Genomic DNA, 17,480 nt, shown 5'->3' with positions numbered 1-17,480 from the left:
GCCCATTCATCTGATTTTTCATTGAGCTTATAGCCATAATATTGCTCTTCTACTTCTCCGCGTTTAATATCGGCACTAATTTTACCAAAATCATATAATGTCCAATTTGCTTTTAAACCAGGAGTAAATTGATGACTATTACTCATGGTGTTTATCATGGGTTGATTTGCTGTCGCTTGTACAGTTGGATAACGAGCGGCTCTAGCTTGTTCTAGAGCCGCTTGCGAGACAGCTTGGTTAGCTTGAGCTTCTAAAATTTCAGGGTTGTTCATCGCGCTACTGCGCAAAATTTCTGCCAAATCCCTGGCTGAAGCATAAGATGCTGTTATCAATAAAGCTATTAGTAACAGATGTTTGTGCAGGACAAACCGCATATTATTCCCTTTAATTTATAATAAAGCTTTTTTCATATCTGTAAGCATTTGCCCAAGAAATACAATCATCCTAGCACCTAATGCACCATCAATAACACGGTGATCATAAGACATAGATAGCGGTAGCATTAAACGAGGTTCAAAGGTTTTTCCATTCCAAATAGGTTGTAAAGTAGAACGTGAAACACCCAAGATAGCAACTTCTGGGGCATTTACAATTGGGGTGAAGTATTGCCCACCAATGCCACCTAGGCTAGAAATAGTCATAGAAGCGCCAGACATATCTTTTGGACTTAGCTTGCCATCGCGTGCTTTCTTACTAATTTCCATGAGATCGGAAGATAGCTCATAAATACCTTTTTGATCAACTTCTTTAATAACAGGCACAACAAGTCCATTCGGCGTATCAACTGCGATACCGATATTATAATATTTTTTCATAATCAGGCTTTTGCCGTCTGAAGACAGTGAAGAGTTGAATCTTGGGAACTCTTTTAAACCTGCAACAAGTGCTTTCATAAGGAAAGCCAACATAGTTACTCTCACACCTTTCTTTTCAGCTTCTGCTTTTAGAGATTTTCTAAAATCTTCTAGTTCTGTGATATCGCACATATCATGTTGAGTAACATGAGGAATATTTAACCAACAGCGTGTCATCGCTTCACCGGTTAGAATATTAATTCTTGAGAGTTTTTGCTCTTCTACTGCCCCAAACTTACTAAAATCTACAGCAGGAATTGGCGGAATACCGCTGCCAGTAGCAGGTGCTGCGCTATTAGAATTATCTAGATTGCTGAGTGCTTGTTTGACAAACTTTTTAACGTCTTCTTCAAGAATTCGGTTATTGCGACCACTGCCAGAGATTTTTCCAAGATCAGCGCCTAACTCGCGTGCAAAACGACGGACGGCTGGACTAGCATAGGCTTTTGCAAAAGCAGCTTCATCTATTTTTTCCGCATTAGTTGTACTTACAGGCGTTGTAGCTTGAGTTTTTTCTGTGCTAGAGGAAGGTACAGATTCTGCTTTGCCTGTTTTATTAGCAGATGTTTGCGCTTTTTTGTTAGCTGATTCATCCGCTATATGATTTTTCTCTCCTGTTTGCACGAGCGCAATGACATCGCCTTTTGAAACGTTATCACCTACTTTCACTTTGAGAGAAAGAAGTTTACCGGCAGCCTCTGCTGGGACTTCCATTGAAGCTTTATCAGATTCTAATGTGATTAATGTATCATCTACTTGAATATCTTGACCTTCAGTCACATTAACTTCAATAACGCTCACGCTATCGAAATCACCGATATCAGGAACTTTTAGCTCAACGGTCTCAGATTGTTCGGAAGCGGTAGGCGCATTGTTGTCAGTATTTTTTGGGGCTTCTTTTTGCTCAGAGGCTTTTTCTTCTGATTGTTGAGAAGCGCTATTATCTTCTCCCGCTAGGGTTGCAATAACATCGCCTTTTTTAACTTTATCACCCACTTTTATCTTAACACTTTCAACTGTCCCTGCTGCTGAAGCAGGGACTTCCATAGAAGCTTTATCAGATTCTAACACTAAAACAGACTGATCAACTTCAATTGTATCACCAGCTTTAATCAACACTTCAATGACATCAACGGCATCAAAGTCGCCAATATCGGGTACACGAATTTCAATACTCATACAAATCTTCTCCTAAACTTAGCGGTAAAGTTGGAATTCAGAATCGGTAACAATGCCATATTTTGAAATAGCTTCAGCAACTTTTTCGCCAGCTAATTCGCCATTATCTGCCAATGCTTTTAACGCGGCTACGACAATATGGTAGCGATTGACTTCAAAGAATTCTCTTAACGCTTCTCGAGTATCTGAACGACCATAACCATCAGTTCCTAAGATTGTCATGCGGCGTCCAACAGGGATAAATGCGCGAATTTGTTCTGGATAAGCACGAATGTAGTCAGTTGCTACAACAATAGGACCTTCATGGCCTTCAAGCTGATCAGCGATAAATGGAGTTTTTTGTGCTTCTGTTGGATGTAGGCGATTATAGCGCTCAACTTCCATGCCATCTCGAGCCAATAAAGTAAAGCTGGTACAGCTCCAAATATCAGAAGCAATTCCCCAATCATCTTCTAATAATTGAGCAGCTTCGACAACTTCATTGAGAATGGTTCCAGAACCCATCAACTGAACACGTTTTTTCTCTGATGATTCAGCACCTTTAAGTAGATACATACCTTTGAGGATTTGATCTTCTATGCCTTCGACTTCTGGCAATGCTGGCTGAGGATAGTTTTCGTTCATTAGGGTGATGTAGTAGTACACATCTTCCTGCTCTTTATACATTCTATGCAAGCCATTATGAATAATAACAGCAACTTCATAGCCATAGGTTGGATCGTATGGAATACAGTTCGGAATTAAGCCGGCTTGAATCATGCTATGTCCGTCTTCGTGCTGGAGTCCTTCACCATTTAGCGTCGTTCGTCCAGCAGTACCGCCTAATAAGAAACCACGACAACGTTGATCGCCAGCTGCCCATGCAAAATCGCCAAAGCGTTGGAAACCAAACATTGAGTAATAAATGAAGAAAGGAATCATTGGAATGTTGTGAACAGAGTATGAAGTTCCTGCTGCAATAAAGTCGCAGATACCACCCGCCTCGTTAATACCTTCTTGAATAATTTGACCTTTTTCAGACTCTTTGTAATACATCAGCTGACCTTGGTCTTGCGGTACGTATTGCTGACCTTTTTGATTCCAAATGCTGTATTGGCGGAACATCCCTTCCATACCGAATGTTCTAGATTCATCTGGCACGATTGGAACAATTCGTTTTCCAATATTTTTGTCTTTCATCAGTGTGTTTAAGACACGGACAAACGCCATTGTTGTGGAAATTTCGCGACCTTCTCCTGAGCCTTTTAATACAGCATCAAATTCGCTCAATGGCGGAATTTCTAACGCTTCAGATTTTTCTCTACGAGTAGGGACGTAACCATTTAAAGCTTTCCGACGTTCTTGTAAATATTTATAAGCAGGACTATCTTTATCTAGTTGTAGATAGCCGACTTTTTCAACGTTTTCATCGGTAATATCAATATCAAATCGATCACGATATTGTTTGAGCTGTTCGGTGCTCATTTTTTTCGCTTGGTGCGCAATGTTTTGTCCTTCACCGGCATCACCCATACCAAAGCCTTTAACGGTTTGCGCTAAGATAACGGTTGGACGATCATTTTTAACGGCTTTAGCGTAAGCAGCAAACACTTTTTCTACATCATGTCCACCACGAGTAAGTGCCCAGATTTCATCATCTGTCCAATCTTCTACCATGGCGCGGAGCTCAGGCGTATTGAAGAAAAATTCTCTTACATAAGCACCGTCTTTCGATTTGATAGTTTGATAGTCACCATCTACACACTCTGTCATGCGTTTTTGCAAATGACCATCTTTGTCTTTCGCAAGCAGCTTGTCCCAACCCGTTCCCCAAAGAACTTTAATCACTTCCCAGTTACAGCCACGGAATTCTGCTTCAAGTTCTTGGACGATTTTTCCGTTACCACGAACCGGTCCGTCTAAGCGTTGTAAGTTACAGTTGATGACAAAAATAAGGTTATCAAGTTTTTCACGACCCGCCATTGATAAAGCACCGCGAGATTCTGGCTCATCCATTTCACCATCACCACAGAAACACCATACTTTACGGTCGCTAGGCTCTAAGAAACCACGATCTTCTAAATATTTGATAAAACGTGCTTGATAAATCGCCATCATCGGACCTAGTCCCATAGAAACGGTTGGGAATTGCCAGAAATTTGGCATGAGCCATGGATGTGGGTAAGAAGATAATCCATTACCGCCGACTTCTTGACGGAAGTTATCTAATTGTTCATCCGTCAAGCGTCCTTCTAAATAAGCACGAGCATAAAAGCCAGGAGCAGAATGTCCTTGGAAGAAAACTAAATCGCCTAAATGTCCATCTTGTCCGCGCCAAAAGTGGTTTTGACCAACTTCATATAAGGTTGCCGCAGATGTGAAAGAGGCAATATGTCCCCCAACGTTTGTATGTTTACCAGCGCGGATAACCATTGCTGCCGCATTCCAGCGAATAACGTTACGAATAATACGTTCTAAATTTTTATCACCTGGAAAGGTAGGTTGATCTTCAGGTGCAATGGTATTGATATAAGGTGTGGTGCCGACACCAGTTCTGCCACCGGTTAAATTGGCTCTTTGGCTAATTTGCGTGAGTAGAAAGTTTACGCGTTCATCACCATCACGTTCTTGTACGTTATCAATGGCGGCAAGCCATTCTTTAGTTTCTTGGGGATCAATGTCGTTTTGAATTAAATCAGCCATATATGTACTCCATTCAAAACTGCTATAACAATTAGTAGCAGTATCATTAGAAATAAAACAGCGGAATTGTAGCACGTTTTTAGAATGAACTCTCCTGAACACAAGCAGCTACTACAAAGAGATTAGAAAATGTTTTCTACAAATAAAAATTTTCATTTAACAAATATGACAAGAAAATTCCTATAGAACGGATGGTTAGATTTAAATTGGTCAAAAGTGTATAACTGGCTAAAGCAAAAGATAATATTGCTGTTTAGGTTACTTTATGGTTAGATAAGGAAGAGTGGAGAGTTCCACATAATAATATTATAGAGGAGAATGTTATGATAATGCGTAAAAAGTTAACTTTTTGTGTGGCAGTGGCATTGATGCCACAAGTTTGGGCTTCAGGCTATAATTTTGGAACGCAGTCTGTATCTAGCATGAGTACAGCAGATGCTTCGGCTGCTGAAGCACTTGATCCCTCAGTTATTTATTATAATCCAGCGGGGTTGACGCATTTGCCTAGCTTACAAATAAGTGCAAATTTAATCATTGCAGATCCAACCGTTCATTATAAAAATGCAGCTGGTTATAATGTGGATAGAAGTCCAATTCTTGGTTCAACTAGCGGAAATGTTACAAAAAATATTACTTTAGTTCCGCATGCTTATTTAAGTTATCAAATTAGTCCGTCAATTACGGCTGGTCTTGGGTTGTACGTTCCTTTCGGTGCAAATACCAAATACCAAGAAGATAGCGTTTTACGCTATAGCATTAACCGTACAGAATTAAAAACCATTGATATCAATCCAACCATTGCATTTAAAATCAGCCCCGAACATAGCATCGGTATCGGTTTGATTGCACAATATGCAGATGCAAAGCTCCATAAATATGCGAATTTTTCTCCTGCTGTTAATCAGAAGCTGCCGCCACAAATGCAGCTTTCAAATGGTGCAGCAGACGGTGTTGCCAAATTTGGTGCAGATGATTGGGGATTTGGCTTTAATTTAGGGTGGGATTGGGATGTCAACGAAAATTTACGCGTTGGCGCAAGCTATCGTTCACCCATTAAACATCATTTAACTGGAACCGCTAACTGGGATTTAGTCGGACCTGCCTTTAAAAATCCTGCGCTTGGAGCAGCACTTGAGCAAGGCATCAGGCAAGCTGGCTATGTCAAAAAAGAAAAAGCTTCAGCCAATATCACAACACCAGAATCCATTTCAGTTCACGGTATGTATCGGATTGATCCAAAAATTAATTTATTTGGCAATGTCACGTGGACAAGACATTCTCGGTTTAATGAATTAGATATCAAATTAGAAAATATTAAGCCGACAATTGGCGGACCTTCAGATACCAGTCGTGCATTCCCTCGTTGGCGTGATACTTGGAGAATTGGTGTTGGTGGAAGTTATCAAATTACCGATCCATTGCAGTTAAGAGCGGGGGTATCTTGGGATCAATCACCGATTAAAAGTGCAGATGATCGTTTAGTAACGATGCCGGATAATGATCGTTTATGGCTCTCTTTGGGTGCTAAATACGATATTAATAAAAATAGTACTTTAGATGTTGGCTATAGCTATATGCACGTGCGCAACTCTAAAGCGAATGTTCATCCTTGTCCGGGAGCTTGTGTAGATTCTAAAGCCAGTGGAAAAGCGGATTTCAAAAGTCATGCGAATTTCTTCGGCTTACAATATACCTACCGATTCTAATGGTTACTTGAGGTAAGAAGATAAAAGGTCGTTTATTTAAACGACCTTTTTGTTTAGAGAATAGATTAATCCGAATAGCTGAGCGTCTTTTGCTCATCGCTACTTTGCTGCGCTAAAGTAAGTATTTTTATGATCTCAAGTGCTTGCTCAGGCTGCACGAGTAGAGGACTATTACCATTAATTGCGGCTGCTAGATTTAAGTAAAAATCAATAAATCTGCCTTTTTGGCTTGTAATACGGTGTGGGGTGCTTTTTTCATCATAATAGATACCATAGGCTTCAGGCATTTCAGTGCCAAAAGCAATATCATCAATGGCTAATCCAGCTTTAAGTTGGTCTTCTTGTGGGTCAAGACCATATTTAATATACGTACCTAACTCTCCTTCTAAACGATAGCGTGGATTAGGTGCACTGCAATAAGGCTAGTGCCTAATAATACTTCTTTATCAGGATAATGCAGTGTTACTTGCGCATAGTCTATCGCTTCACTATTGGGACGCAGCATTAAACATCTTCCTGTCACTGCTTTTGGTGCACCAAAAAGTTGTAAAGCTTGATCAATTAAGTGTGGGCCAAGGTCGTACCAAATTCCACTTCCGGGAAGTTTTTGTTCTCGCCAGCGTTGTTGAACATGAGGGCGGTATCTGTCCCAACAACTAATTAAACGATGAATGGTTCCTACTCGATTTTCTGCAATGATTTGACGAAGCGTGAGGAAATCGCTGTCTAGTCGACGATTATGAAAAACCGTCAAGAAACGCTGTTGTTGCTGAGCAAGGCTGATAAGTTCTTGTCCTTCTTCAACGGTTAAACACATTGGTTTTTCTAACACTACATGTTTGTTGGCTAATAAAGCAGCTTTAGCAAGTGTATAATGGCTATCATTAGGTGTCACAATGACTACTGCTTCAATCTGATGATTCTGTAGTAGTTCAGAAGGTGTAGCGTAATGTTGAATATCTATAGGCAGCTCGTTGGATGTTTTGCTAGAAGCGATACCTATGACTTTAAAAGCAGGGCAGGCTTTTAATAGTGGAAGATGAAAGACTTGTGTAGCTCTGCCATAGCCAATAATGCCAATACCAATGGTCATTGATTTTCTCCGTGATTAAGAAGCTTAAAGTGCTGTAAGGCTTTAAGAATGCCGTCTTCTTCAATGGTGCCAGTGATGTAATCGGCAACGGCTTTGACTTCTTCTCTAGCATCTCCCATAGCAACACCAATGCCGACATATTGCATCATTTCTACATCATTATGACCATCGCCAAATGCCATAGTCTGCTTAGGTGAAAGATTAAAATATTGGCAAACATCTTTGATGCCACGAGATTTTGCTCCATTTTTTTGCACTAAATCAACGCCAAGTGGATGCCAACGCAGTGCTTCAAATCCTTGATGAATCATTCCGTCTGCTTGAAATTGATTTAGTTGCTCTTCATCAAGAAATAAAAGCATCTGATAAATGGTATGGTTTAATGGATAATCCGGATCGACAAATACTCCGCCAATACCTTTTAAAGCATCGCGAACCACTTCGTTATCAGCAGAGGAAACCATAGCTGATTCAGAAATGCCCGCATAGTCCCAACCTTTTTGTTTCATATAGTCAACAACCTGTTGGATATAAGTAGGATCCATAGGATGATGGGAAATAACGGTTGAGCCGTTATCAGTGAATTGACAATTATATTGCCCATTAATAGACACTAATAAATCAAAGCTTCCATCTTTAAATAAAGGTTGTAAAACATCTGGAATCGCGACTGGAGAGCGACCTGTTGCAATAGCAGTGTGAATCCCTTTTTTTCGTAGTTGACGAATGGCGGATAAGGCAGAATCAGGAACGGTTTGAGTGGCTTTTCGATAAAGCGTATCGTCGATATCAAAAAAAACAAGTTGGATATCTTTCATCAGCATTCCCAGTGATTAATGGATATTTTAGTATAACGATTTACCAAGGAAAACGATACGATGGCTTTTCTATTACTGCTTTTTAAAGCACAGGTGCTTTCATCATGATAAATTTTTGAGAAAATGATGCGATACGTTGCAATAGAAGTAATAAATCCATTAGATTGGGCATTTGTGCTTTGTTCGTTTCGTGTTAGGATGCACCTGCTTTTTAGAGCAGCCATCATTTATAACCTTTCTAGGAGAAAAAATAACAATGAGTAAATCTCAATCGTTACAAGACCCTTATCTAAATGCATTGCGTCGTGAGCGTGTACCGGTGTCTGTGTATTTGGTTAATGGCATTAAGCTACAAGGGCAAATTGAGTCTTTCGATGCATTTGTGGTGCTTTTACGCAATAATATTTCTCAAATGGTTTATAAACATGCGATTTCGACAATCGTACCAGCACGAAATATTCGCTTAACAGATGATCAAGAAACCTCATTAGAATCAGTAGAAGAAACTTCTGTTAGTTCAGAAACTGTTGCGCCTGTTGTTAATAGTGACCCTCTTTACTAAGTTGGAGGACGTGATTGTTTGAGCGTCCGCAGAGCGGAGAGCGCGCTGCGTTAATTCAAGTTGATATTGGAAAGGCACCCGATGCGGCAGTAGTGGAAGAATTCCACTTACTGGCTAAGTCAGCGGGTGCCGAGATTGTGTGGGCAGAAAGTTTTAGTCGAGCAGAACCAGAGCCGAAGTTCTTTATTGGTAAAGGGCAAGCAGAGATGATTTCTGATGCGGTAAAAGCGCATAAAATAGAATTGGTGATATTTAATGCGAGATTATCCCCGTCGCAGGAAAGAAATTTAGAAAAGCTGTTTCAAACGCGCGTTTTAGATCGTAGTGGGTTGGTACTAGATATTTTTGCCCAGCGTGCTCGGAGCCACGAAGGAAAATTACAAGTTGAATTGGCGCAGCTTAATCACTTATCAACCCGTTTAGTGCGTGGATGGACGCACTTGGAAAGGCAGAAAGGTGGTATCGGTTTGCGTGGTCCTGGAGAAACGCAGCTTGAGACCGATAGACGATTGTTAGCGGTTAGGATTAAACAGCTTAAGAAAAAATTGGAAAAAGTAGAGCGGCAACGTTTTGAAACCCGTAAAAGTCGCGAGCGCCAAGAAATGCCAACTGTCGCATTAGCCGGTTATACCAATGCTGGTAAATCTACCTTATTTAATGTGTTAACTGATGCTGATGTTCTGGCAAAAGATCAGCTATTTGCTACCCTTGATCCAACATGGCGGAAACTTGTCCATTCAAATGGGCAAACTATTTTAATGGCAGATACGGTTGGCTTTGTGAGCGACTTGCCACATGAATTGGTTGCTGCTTTTAAATCAACTTTAGAAGAAACAGCTTATGCTGATTTGGTTCTTCAAGTGATAGATTATGCAGACCCTGAGCGTCAAGAAAGGGAGCAAGTGGTTGAACAAGTATTAGAAGAAATTGGTGCATTAGAAGTACCAATGATTCGAGTATTTAACAAAATAGATTTAAGAGATGAATCGCCGCGCGTGTTAACAGATGAACAAGGGAATGTGCACTCAGTATTTGTCTCAGCGTACACAGAGGCTGGTATTGATTTATTAAAAGAGGCTATCATTGCCCATTTTGCAAAAAATGAACATCGTGGTTGGCTGCACTTAACGCCCGCTGAAGGCGCATTACGAGCAGAATTATTTAAAAATAGCGCTGTACTGGAAGAACAGATACAGCCAGATGGTTCAATGGATATACATGTTGTACTGGGGGAAGTACAACTTCGACGCTTAGAGAGTCAGTATCAACGAACACTCGATTTACAATTAGAGCAAACAACATAGGTTAAGGTGTTTATGTTTCTTTCTTTAACTCATGCGATTACGCAATGGCGCGCGCATCGCGCTAAAGCAAATGGGCTTGCTATGGCGCAAGATCCTTGGGGTGAGCGTCCCGATGATAAAGACAATAAAAAAACTGAAAATGGTCCGCCAGATTTAGATGAATTCTTTGCTAAGCTTATCGGTAAAGGGAAAAAGTCTGGCGGAAATAATCAAAATAAAGGGAATAATCCGCTGCCTTCTTTTGATTTTCAATTTAATGAAAAAGTTGTTGGAATTGTAGTGGCAATCGTGATTGCTATTTGGCTATCTAGCGGATTTTATACTGTTAACGAGCGTGAAAATGGTGTAGAAACTTTATTAGGAAAATATACCAATACGACTCATGCAGGTCTAAACTGGAACTGGCCTGCCCCTATAGGAAAAGTCGAAAAGGTAGATGTTCAATCTATCAGCACGATGCGAGTAGGAGAGTTTAAAACGCGAAAAGGCAGTGTTAGTACACAAGATCAACGTGTTGGTCAAATGCTGACTAAAGATGAAAATATTGTTGAAATTGGTGTAGCTGTACAATATCGCATCTCTGATGCTAGAGCGTTTTTATTCAATGCGGCTGATCCCGTAGAAGTGTTGCGTGATGTAGTAACCAGTGCTATTCGCGAAGTGGTTGGTGCAAATACAGTAGATGATATTTTAAAAGATCGTCGTAATGAATGGCCACAACAGGCTAAGCAAATTATTATTGCAACGGCTCAAAAATATGGCTTAGGTATCGAAGTCATTGCTTTAGAGTTACAGGATGCGCGTGTACCTGTAGAAGTACAAGATGCCTTTGAAGAAGCTGTACGTGCACGAGAAGATGAAGAGCGTTTACGTTTGCAAGCCGAAGCTTTTGCTAATGAGCGTTTACCAATGGCACGAGGTGAATCTGCACAGCGTTTGCAATCTGCTAAAGCTTATGCGGTTAGTGTGGTTGCTAAAGCAGAAGCAGAAGCAACTCGCTTTACAGATTTGCTAGCGGCTTATCAGAAAGATAAGCAAGCATTAAGAACACGTTTGTATCTTGATACGATGAGTACTGTTTATGGTCAAAATCGTAAGATTGTTGCTGATAAGAATATGCGTCCAATTATTAGCTTAGATGGCGCAAATGAAGAAAAAGCGCAACGGGTAGCTGCATTTGAAGATGAACTGACGGCTTCAAGTATTAAACCAATGAAATCTGAAGAGCATTCTGCTGCTTCAAATGCGCAAAGGAATGAATCTCATGAGCGAACAGATGCTCAAGAAACCTCACGCGACCGTGCTCGTTTACGTAGCCGTTAAGGAGTTATGATGAAATTAAAATTTCCGATTATTATCGTAGTTGCGCTTGTCTTATTCTTTTTAGCAGGTTCATTATATGTGCTTAATGAGCGTCAAGTTGCAGTGGTAACGCAGTTTTCTCGGTTGGTAAAGACAGAAGAAAATGCGGGATTGAAATTTAAAGTACCTTTTCTTCAACAGGTAGAATTTTTTGATAAACGTATTCAGCGGTTAAATGTTGATCCAGAGTTATTCTTAACCAATGAGAAAAAATATTTAATTGTTGATTATTATGTGGAATGGCGTATTGGCGATATCCGTCGTTTCTATACTAGCGTACAAGGGAATTTTCAGCGTGCCTCTTCTTTGCTCGATCAATTGGTAAAAGAGGGAATGCGAGGAGAATTCGCGCGTCGTTCGGTTTCGGAAGTGATTTCGGAAGATAGAAATTCTATTATGGATACAGTAACGGCTGAAATTGGACGTGATAGTGCCCGTTATGGGGTAGAAATTATTGGTGTGCGTTTGAAACGGGTGGATTTTTCAGATGATATCCGTGATAGAGTGTTTGACCGTATGCGCGCAGAACGGGAAAGAGTCTCTAAAAATCTTCGCGCGCAAGGTCGAGAAAAATCACAAGTCATTCGCGCAAATGCAGAGCGTGAAGCGGCGGAAATCTTAGCGAAAGCAAATGCGGAATCTCAGGTAATTAGAGGGCGAGCAGATGCAAAAGCTGCGGATATTTACGCAGCGGCTTATGGAAAAGATATTGAGTTTTATGACTTCTGGCGCAGTATGTCTGCTTATAAGGAAGGCTTTAAGCATAATGGTGATGTTTTAGTTGTTAGTCCTGATGATCCTTTCTTAAAGTATTTTGGTAAGGGTGATGCTGTGGAAGTGCCGACTCAACCTCAAGCCAAGACTCAATCTGCCTCGTTAGATAATATTCAACCTCAATAAGTAGAAAATATTGTGAGTCCTTGGTTATTATCTTTAGTGATTGTGCTTTTTTTTGAAGGGTTAATGCTCGGCATTAGCCCTAAAAAATGGCAGGAAACCATGCGACAACTCACTGAGCTACCGACAGAAACAATACGTCGGATTGGGCTATCAATGATAGTAGTCGCTTTTGTTTTACTATTTGTGCTGTATTGGGGGGCAAAATGAGTCGTTATTGGATGTTGCCAGAGGATATTATTGAATTATTACCCGATAACGCGGCATTGGTAGAGAAAGTTAGACGTGAGTTTTTAGATAATGTCGCAACTTGGGGATATCAATTGGTGATACCACCGCTAGCAGAATTTTTAGATTCTCTATTAGCTGGTAGCGAAAATCTAGATTTGCAAACGTTTAAGATTACTGACCAACAAAGTGGCAGAATGATGGGGGTGCGTGCGGATATTACGCCGCAAATTGCCCGTATTGATGCGCATCGTTTGCCAACAGATGAAGTGAGCCGTTTTGCTTATTGTGGAGAGGTTTTAAGAACACGAAGTGAAAGTATTCAGCCGAGGAGGAATCCTTTAATTGCAGGCGCAGAGCTTTATGGTGTGCCTGCTGTTAGTGGTGATATTGAAATTATGGCGCTGCTTTTAGATTGTATTGAGCAATTTGCTATTACAGATAGTGTGTTAGATATTGGTCATTCAGGGATTTTTTCTGGACTGGTCGAGGTGTATCAATTAAATGGCGAGCAGCGTCGACAATTAAAATCTGCTTTAAGTGGATTGAAGCGCCCAGAAATCGCTTTATGGGCAGAAAGTACGGCATATTCTTCTAATTATTTGGAAGATGTTCAATTTTTATTAGATTCTCCTTTGAATGATGGTGATTTAAAAGCGTTTAAAGAGCGGTTTTATCATCGTCATCCGCTATTTAATCGGGCAATTGATGAGTTGGAAATCGCATTTTCAACGCTTTCAAAATTTTTTCCTCAACAGGATTTAAAGATTGATTTTGCTAGCGTTGGTAATTATGGTTATCACTCTGGTTTATTATTCGCACTATATGCGGAAGGTCATTATGACGCCATTGCTAGAGGTGGGCGTTATGATGGTTTAGGAGAGGTTTATGGTAGAGCGCGTGCAGCAACAGGCTTTAGTATTGATTTATTGACTTTATGTCAGCTATTAACACCTGTTTCTACACCGTGTTTGGAAATGACGCCATTACCGCAAACAGCAGAAGCATTTGCGGAGATTAAACGTCAACGTTGTCAAGGCAAAGCAATAGGTTTTCAGCATCGGGATGAGTGAGGATATGAGTACAAATTTGGTCGTGATAGGCGCTCAGTGGGGAGATGAAGGTAAGGGTAAAATTGTTGATTTACTGACCGAAAAAGCTGGCGCAGTGGTGCGTTTTCAAGGCGGGCATAATGCTGGGCACACTTTGGTTATCGGTGGGAAGAAGACGGTTTTACATCTGATTCCATCAGGGATTTTGCATGATGGCGTGATGAGCTATATCGGCAATGGCGTCGTATTATGCTTGCGAGCTTTATTTGAAGAAATTGAAGCCTTAGAAAAAGAGGGTGTGCCTGTTAGAGAGCGTTTACGTCTTTCTCCAGCTTGTGCATTGATTTTACCCAGCCATATTGCTTTGGATAAAGCGCACGAAGAAGCAAGAAGCGAAGGAAAAATCGGAACGACTGGTCGCGGTATTGGTCCGTGTTATGAGGATAAGGTGGCTAGACGTGGATTGCGTTTAGGCGATTTGGCGCATCCAGAGCGTTTTCGTCGTCGCTTAGCAGAGTTGATGACTTATCATAATTTTTTATTGACGGATTATTTGCAAGCTGAACCTGTTGATATTGAGAAGGTTGCTGATGAATGGCTCGCTTTTGGAGAACGCGTATTACCGTTAATGGAAGATGTTACTTTATCGGTTTATCATCATCGCAATGAGGGTCAACACGTTATTTTTGAAGGCGCACAAGGCGCTATGCTCGATATTGATCATGGAACGTATCCGTATGTTACGTCTTCTAATACGTCTTCTGGTGGCGCAGCGACGGGAAGCGGTGTTGGTATTCATGATTTGAATTATGTTTTAGCAATTACTAAGGCTTACACTACTCGAGTAGGGAGCGGTCCTTTCCCAACGGAACAATTAAATGATGTTGGTGAACATATTGGTCGTGTTGGGCAAGAAATTGGTGCTTCTACGGGACGTAAGCGTCGCTGTGGCTGGATTGATTTACCGGCTTTACGTCGTGCAACGCTAAATTCTTCTTTTGATGGTTTATGCATCACGAAATTAGATGTGTTAGATGAATTAGAAACTTTACAGGTTTGTACGCATTATTTGTTAGACGGTCAAAAGCTAGAGGTTGCGCCTTTAGGGGCTGATGAATTAGAAAATTGTGAACCTGTTTATGAAGCGGTCGAAGGTTGGAAAAGCAATACTTTTGGCATGGAAAATTATGAAGATTTACCTGAAAAAGCGCGCGCTTATTTGGATAAATTGGAAAAATGGCTAGGGATTCCAATTGTGATTGTTTCTACAGGTCCTGATCGTGCGCATACGATTATTCGTCAACCGTTATTAACCTAAGTCAGAAAGCCGCCTACTGGCGGCTTTTTGCTTTTGCAGCGGATTTGCTGCACCACATGGGAGAAGTTCTTATGGCAAAGATTAAAAAAAATGCCAATTGGCAAACGCTTGATCCATTTTTTGAGCGAGAAGTCAAAAAGTATGGAAAAAATCCGCTGCCAAGCCGAGAGTATTTATTGCAATGGTTAGAGAAGCAAGGAAAGTTGCTCACGGTTTTGGAAATGATAGAAGCTTTCCAATTAAGCGGTGAGCGTGCAGAGTTCTTTACGCATCGAATTAAAGCGATGATTTCCAGTGGGCAGCTCATGCGTAATCGTCAAGGTAAGATTGGTTTGCCTAAGAAAATGGATTTAGTGAAAGGGACAGTGATTGCGCATGCGGAAGGATACGGCTTTTTAAATGTCGATAATGAGGAGCAAGATGGTTTTATTCCGCCAAAGTATATGAATGAATTGATGCATGGCGATAAAATTCTTGCCCGAGTGAGCAATATTGATCGGCAGGGACGAAAGGATTTTGCACCTGTTGAAATTTTAGAGCGTGCGCAAAAGCGTGTGGTAGGTAAGCTGACAAATGTGCAAGGGGTGTGGTTTGTTTCTCCAGAAAATCGACGTTTAACTCAACAATTATTGATTCCTGCCAATATGCTTGGCGGTGGGCAAAAGAATCAAATTGTTATTGCTGAAATCACGGAATATCCCACTCGCTATCAACAACCAATCGGAAAAATTGTTGCTGTGCTGGGCGAGCAGATGGCAGCAGGTTTGGAAGTAGAAATTGCTTTAGCCAATCATAATATTCCGCATGAGTTTCCTGATGCGGTGCGCCAAGAAGCAGAAAAGCTACCAGATATTTTGCTGCAAAAAGATTATCAAGGACGATTAGATTTGCGTCATTTGCCATTGGTGACGATTGATGGCATCTCTTCTCGTGATTTTGATGATGCCGTTTTTGCAGAGAAACGTGGTGAGAATTATCGTTTGTATGTGGCGATTGCGGATGTGTCGCATTATGTAACGGTGGGTTCGCCTTTAGATAAGGAAGCGTATTTGCGTGGGACGTCGGTCTATTTTCCAGACAGAGTGATTCCAATGTTGCCGGAGAAGCTTTCTAATGGTTTGTGTTCGTTAAATCCCAATGTGGATCGTTTGTGCATGGTCTGTGAGTTAACGATTGCGCCAGATGGTAGCGTTAAGCGGACTAAGTTTCATGAAGCGGTGATGCATTCCCATGCGCGTTTAACGTATGAAACGGCAGAAAAGATTTTATTTGAGCGAGATCCATTAGTGCGCGAGAGTTTCGCGCAGTTGGTAAAACCATTAGAAGATTTAAAATCCGTCTATGAGATTTTAAGACGCGCGCGACAAGCTCGACACACGATAGAGTTTAATTTTCAAGAAGCTGAATTTTTCTACGATGGGGAAGGGAAAATTGAAAGTATCTCTGCCCGTGAGCGATTAGATTCGCATAAATTGATTGAAGAATGCATGATTATTGCAAATGTCGCAGCAGCGAAGTTTTTACAAAGACATAAAATTCCAGCGTTGTATCGCGTACACGATAATCCCAGTCATGAACGCTTAGAGAAGTTAAAAGCGTTTACCGCTAAATTGGGCTTGAAGTGGCAAGGTAAGGAAGATGAAATTACGCCAGAGCAGTTGATGGCGTTGTTAGATAAAGCTAGAGAACGAGAAGATCATTTGCTGATTGAGAAAATGATTTTGCGTAGTATGGCACAAGCGGTTTATACGCCTGAAAATCGTGGGCATTTTGGCTTGGCGTTAGAAAATTATGCGCACTTTACTTCTCCTATTCGTCGTTATCCAGATTTATTGGTGCATCGTGCTATCAGGCATATTTTGCGAGGGGGCAATGCCAAGGATTATATTTATCGCCTAGAAGCAATGACGGAAATGGGTAAGCAGTGCTCAATGGCAGAGCGTCGTGCCGATGAGGCAACGCGTGAAGCAATGGATTTCTTGAAATGCGAGTTTATGAGCCATCATTTAGGCGAGGAATTTGTTGGGCAGATTTCTAATGTGACGAGTTTCGGCTTTTTTGTGACGTTAGAAGATTATTTTATCGATGGATTGGTGCATGTCTCGACGTTAACCAGTGATTATTATCATTTTGATGCGGATACTTTGTCGCTAAGCGGTGAGCGCATGGGGCAACGGTTCGCGATGATGGATACGGTGAGAATTCGGGTAGCAAAAGCAGATACCGATACGCGAAAAATTGATTTTGAGTGGTTAGAAACCTTGTCTGGCAGTCCTTCTATTGTGAATAGGAAGTCAGCAAAGAAAAAGCGCGCAGCAAAAGTAAAACCAGCTATTCAGAAAAAAGCGGCAGAAAAGGCGCCAAAAGCGAAAAAGAAAACGGCTAAACGTAAAGCCGCTCGTCGTCAGAAAAAATGAGGAAAGTT

Annotated in this window: 15 protein-coding genes; 9 read left to right on the top strand and 6 right to left on the bottom strand. The window is 41.0% G+C overall.

The features are described from left to right. The 3 genes from A5N85_RS00645 to aceE form a co-directional block, all read right to left on the bottom strand. On the bottom strand, window positions 1-299 hold a 299-nt coding region (locus tag A5N85_RS00645), incomplete at its 3' end, for a TolC family protein (RefSeq protein ID WP_169818594.1). A gap of 90 nt (window positions 300-389) precedes the next feature. Further along, window positions 390-2,033, bottom strand: coding sequence for a dihydrolipoyllysine-residue acetyltransferase (gene aceF, locus A5N85_RS00640; RefSeq protein WP_072575485.1), 1,644 nt, complete (start codon window positions 2,031-2,033; stop codon window positions 390-392). A gap of 18 nt (window positions 2,034-2,051) precedes the next feature. Continuing rightward, window positions 2,052-4,715, bottom strand: coding sequence for a pyruvate dehydrogenase (acetyl-transferring), homodimeric type (gene aceE, locus A5N85_RS00635; RefSeq protein ID WP_072575484.1), 2,664 nt, complete (start codon window positions 4,713-4,715; stop codon window positions 2,052-2,054). Between the two features lie 323 nt (window positions 4,716-5,038). Here aceE and A5N85_RS00630 point away from each other — a divergent pair, with 323 nt between their 5' ends. After that, window positions 5,039-6,421 (top strand): OmpP1/FadL family transporter, encoded by a 1,383-nt coding sequence (locus A5N85_RS00630; protein ID WP_072575483.1) that lies wholly within the window; start codon window positions 5,039-5,041, stop codon window positions 6,419-6,421. 65 nt (window positions 6,422-6,486) lie between these two features. Here the strand turns inward: A5N85_RS00630 and A5N85_RS16855 are convergent, their stop codons facing one another. The 3 genes from A5N85_RS16855 to A5N85_RS00620 are packed head-to-tail and all read right to left on the bottom strand — an operon-like array spanning window position 6,487 to window position 8,332. Continuing rightward, the gene (locus A5N85_RS16855; protein WP_282955974.1) at window positions 6,487-6,786 is read right to left on the bottom strand and encodes a Gfo/Idh/MocA family oxidoreductase; all 300 of its coding nucleotides are present in this window, start codon (window positions 6,784-6,786) and stop codon (window positions 6,487-6,489) included. 20 nt (window positions 6,787-6,806) lie between these two features. Beyond that, window positions 6,807-7,514, bottom strand: coding sequence for a Gfo/Idh/MocA family oxidoreductase (locus A5N85_RS00625; RefSeq protein ID WP_084601460.1), 708 nt, complete (start codon window positions 7,512-7,514; stop codon window positions 6,807-6,809). Beyond that, window positions 7,511-8,332 (bottom strand): Cof-type HAD-IIB family hydrolase, encoded by an 822-nt coding sequence (locus tag A5N85_RS00620; RefSeq protein ID WP_169818593.1) that lies wholly within the window; start codon window positions 8,330-8,332, stop codon window positions 7,511-7,513. Before A5N85_RS00620 ends, A5N85_RS00625 begins: the two co-directional genes overlap by 4 nt. A 256-nt stretch (window positions 8,333-8,588) precedes the next feature. Here A5N85_RS00620 and hfq point away from each other — a divergent pair, with 256 nt between their 5' ends. The 8 genes from hfq (at window position 8,589) to rnr (ending at window position 17,472) form a co-directional block, all read left to right on the top strand. Next, window positions 8,589-8,894: an RNA chaperone Hfq gene (gene hfq / locus A5N85_RS00615; RefSeq protein ID WP_072575481.1), complete on the top strand. Its 306-nt coding sequence runs from the start codon at window positions 8,589-8,591 to the stop codon at window positions 8,892-8,894. A 14-nt stretch (window positions 8,895-8,908) separates the two neighbouring features. Next, a complete protein-coding gene (gene hflX, locus A5N85_RS00610; protein ID WP_072575480.1) occupies window positions 8,909-10,198 on the top strand; it encodes a ribosome rescue GTPase HflX in 1,290 nt (429 codons plus the stop codon). Window positions 10,199-10,210: 12 nt separating this feature from the next. After that, entirely contained in the window at window positions 10,211-11,521 is a 1,311-nt protein-coding gene (gene hflK, locus A5N85_RS00605; protein ID WP_084601457.1) for an FtsH protease activity modulator HflK, read from the top strand. Window positions 11,522-11,527: 6 nt separating this feature from the next. Then, the gene (gene hflC, locus A5N85_RS00600; protein WP_084601454.1) at window positions 11,528-12,460 is read left to right on the top strand and encodes a protease modulator HflC; all 933 of its coding nucleotides are present in this window, start codon (window positions 11,528-11,530) and stop codon (window positions 12,458-12,460) included. Window positions 12,461-12,472: 12 nt separating this feature from the next. Beyond that, window positions 12,473-12,667 (top strand): DUF2065 domain-containing protein, encoded by a 195-nt coding sequence (locus A5N85_RS00595; protein WP_084601452.1) that lies wholly within the window; start codon window positions 12,473-12,475, stop codon window positions 12,665-12,667. Further along, a complete protein-coding gene (locus tag A5N85_RS00590; protein ID WP_072575477.1) occupies window positions 12,664-13,758 on the top strand; it encodes an ATP phosphoribosyltransferase regulatory subunit in 1,095 nt (364 codons plus the stop codon). The genes A5N85_RS00595 and A5N85_RS00590 overlap by 4 nt, the downstream gene beginning before the upstream one ends. Window positions 13,759-13,762: 4 nt before the next feature. Continuing rightward, on the top strand, window positions 13,763-15,055 hold the full coding sequence (locus A5N85_RS00585; protein WP_072575488.1) for an adenylosuccinate synthase: 1,293 nt from the start codon (window positions 13,763-13,765) through the stop codon (window positions 15,053-15,055). A gap of 71 nt (window positions 15,056-15,126) precedes the next feature. Beyond that, window positions 15,127-17,472 carry a ribonuclease R gene (rnr, locus tag A5N85_RS00580; protein WP_072575487.1) on the top strand — a complete coding sequence of 782 codons (2,346 nt, stop codon included), beginning with the start codon at window positions 15,127-15,129 and terminating at the stop codon, window positions 17,470-17,472. The last annotated feature ends 8 nt before the right edge of the window (window positions 17,473-17,480 follow it).

This window comes from Suttonella ornithocola (genome assembly GCF_001889065.1).
Lineage (GTDB): Bacteria > Pseudomonadota > Gammaproteobacteria > Cardiobacteriales > Cardiobacteriaceae > Suttonella_A > Suttonella_A ornithocola.
Note: the sequence above shows the minus strand (reverse complement) of the source record. Positions and strands in the feature narration are given on the sequence as shown.

Coding starts and splice junctions, on each gene's coding strand:
- A5N85_RS00590 (WP_072575477.1), top strand. CDS start 12,664: ATGAGTCGTTATTGGATGTTGCCAGAGGATATTATTGAATTATTACCC.
- hfq (WP_072575481.1), top strand. CDS start 8,589: ATGAGTAAATCTCAATCGTTACAAGACCCTTATCTAAATGCATTGCGT.
- aceE (WP_072575484.1), bottom strand. CDS start 4,715: ATGGCTGATTTAATTCAAAACGACATTGATCCCCAAGAAACTAAAGAA.
- A5N85_RS00585 (WP_072575488.1), top strand. CDS start 13,763: ATGAGTACAAATTTGGTCGTGATAGGCGCTCAGTGGGGAGATGAAGGT.
- aceF (WP_072575485.1), bottom strand. CDS start 2,033: ATGAGTATTGAAATTCGTGTACCCGATATTGGCGACTTTGATGCCGTT.
- A5N85_RS00625 (WP_084601460.1), bottom strand. CDS start 7,514: ATGACCATTGGTATTGGCATTATTGGCTATGGCAGAGCTACACAAGTC.
- A5N85_RS00630 (WP_072575483.1), top strand. CDS start 5,039: ATGATAATGCGTAAAAAGTTAACTTTTTGTGTGGCAGTGGCATTGATG.
- hflC (WP_084601454.1), top strand. CDS start 11,528: ATGATGAAATTAAAATTTCCGATTATTATCGTAGTTGCGCTTGTCTTA.
- rnr (WP_072575487.1), top strand. CDS start 15,127: ATGGCAAAGATTAAAAAAAATGCCAATTGGCAAACGCTTGATCCATTT.
- A5N85_RS00620 (WP_169818593.1), bottom strand. CDS start 8,332: ATGAAAGATATCCAACTTGTTTTTTTTGATATCGACGATACGCTTTAT.
- hflK (WP_084601457.1), top strand. CDS start 10,211: ATGTTTCTTTCTTTAACTCATGCGATTACGCAATGGCGCGCGCATCGC.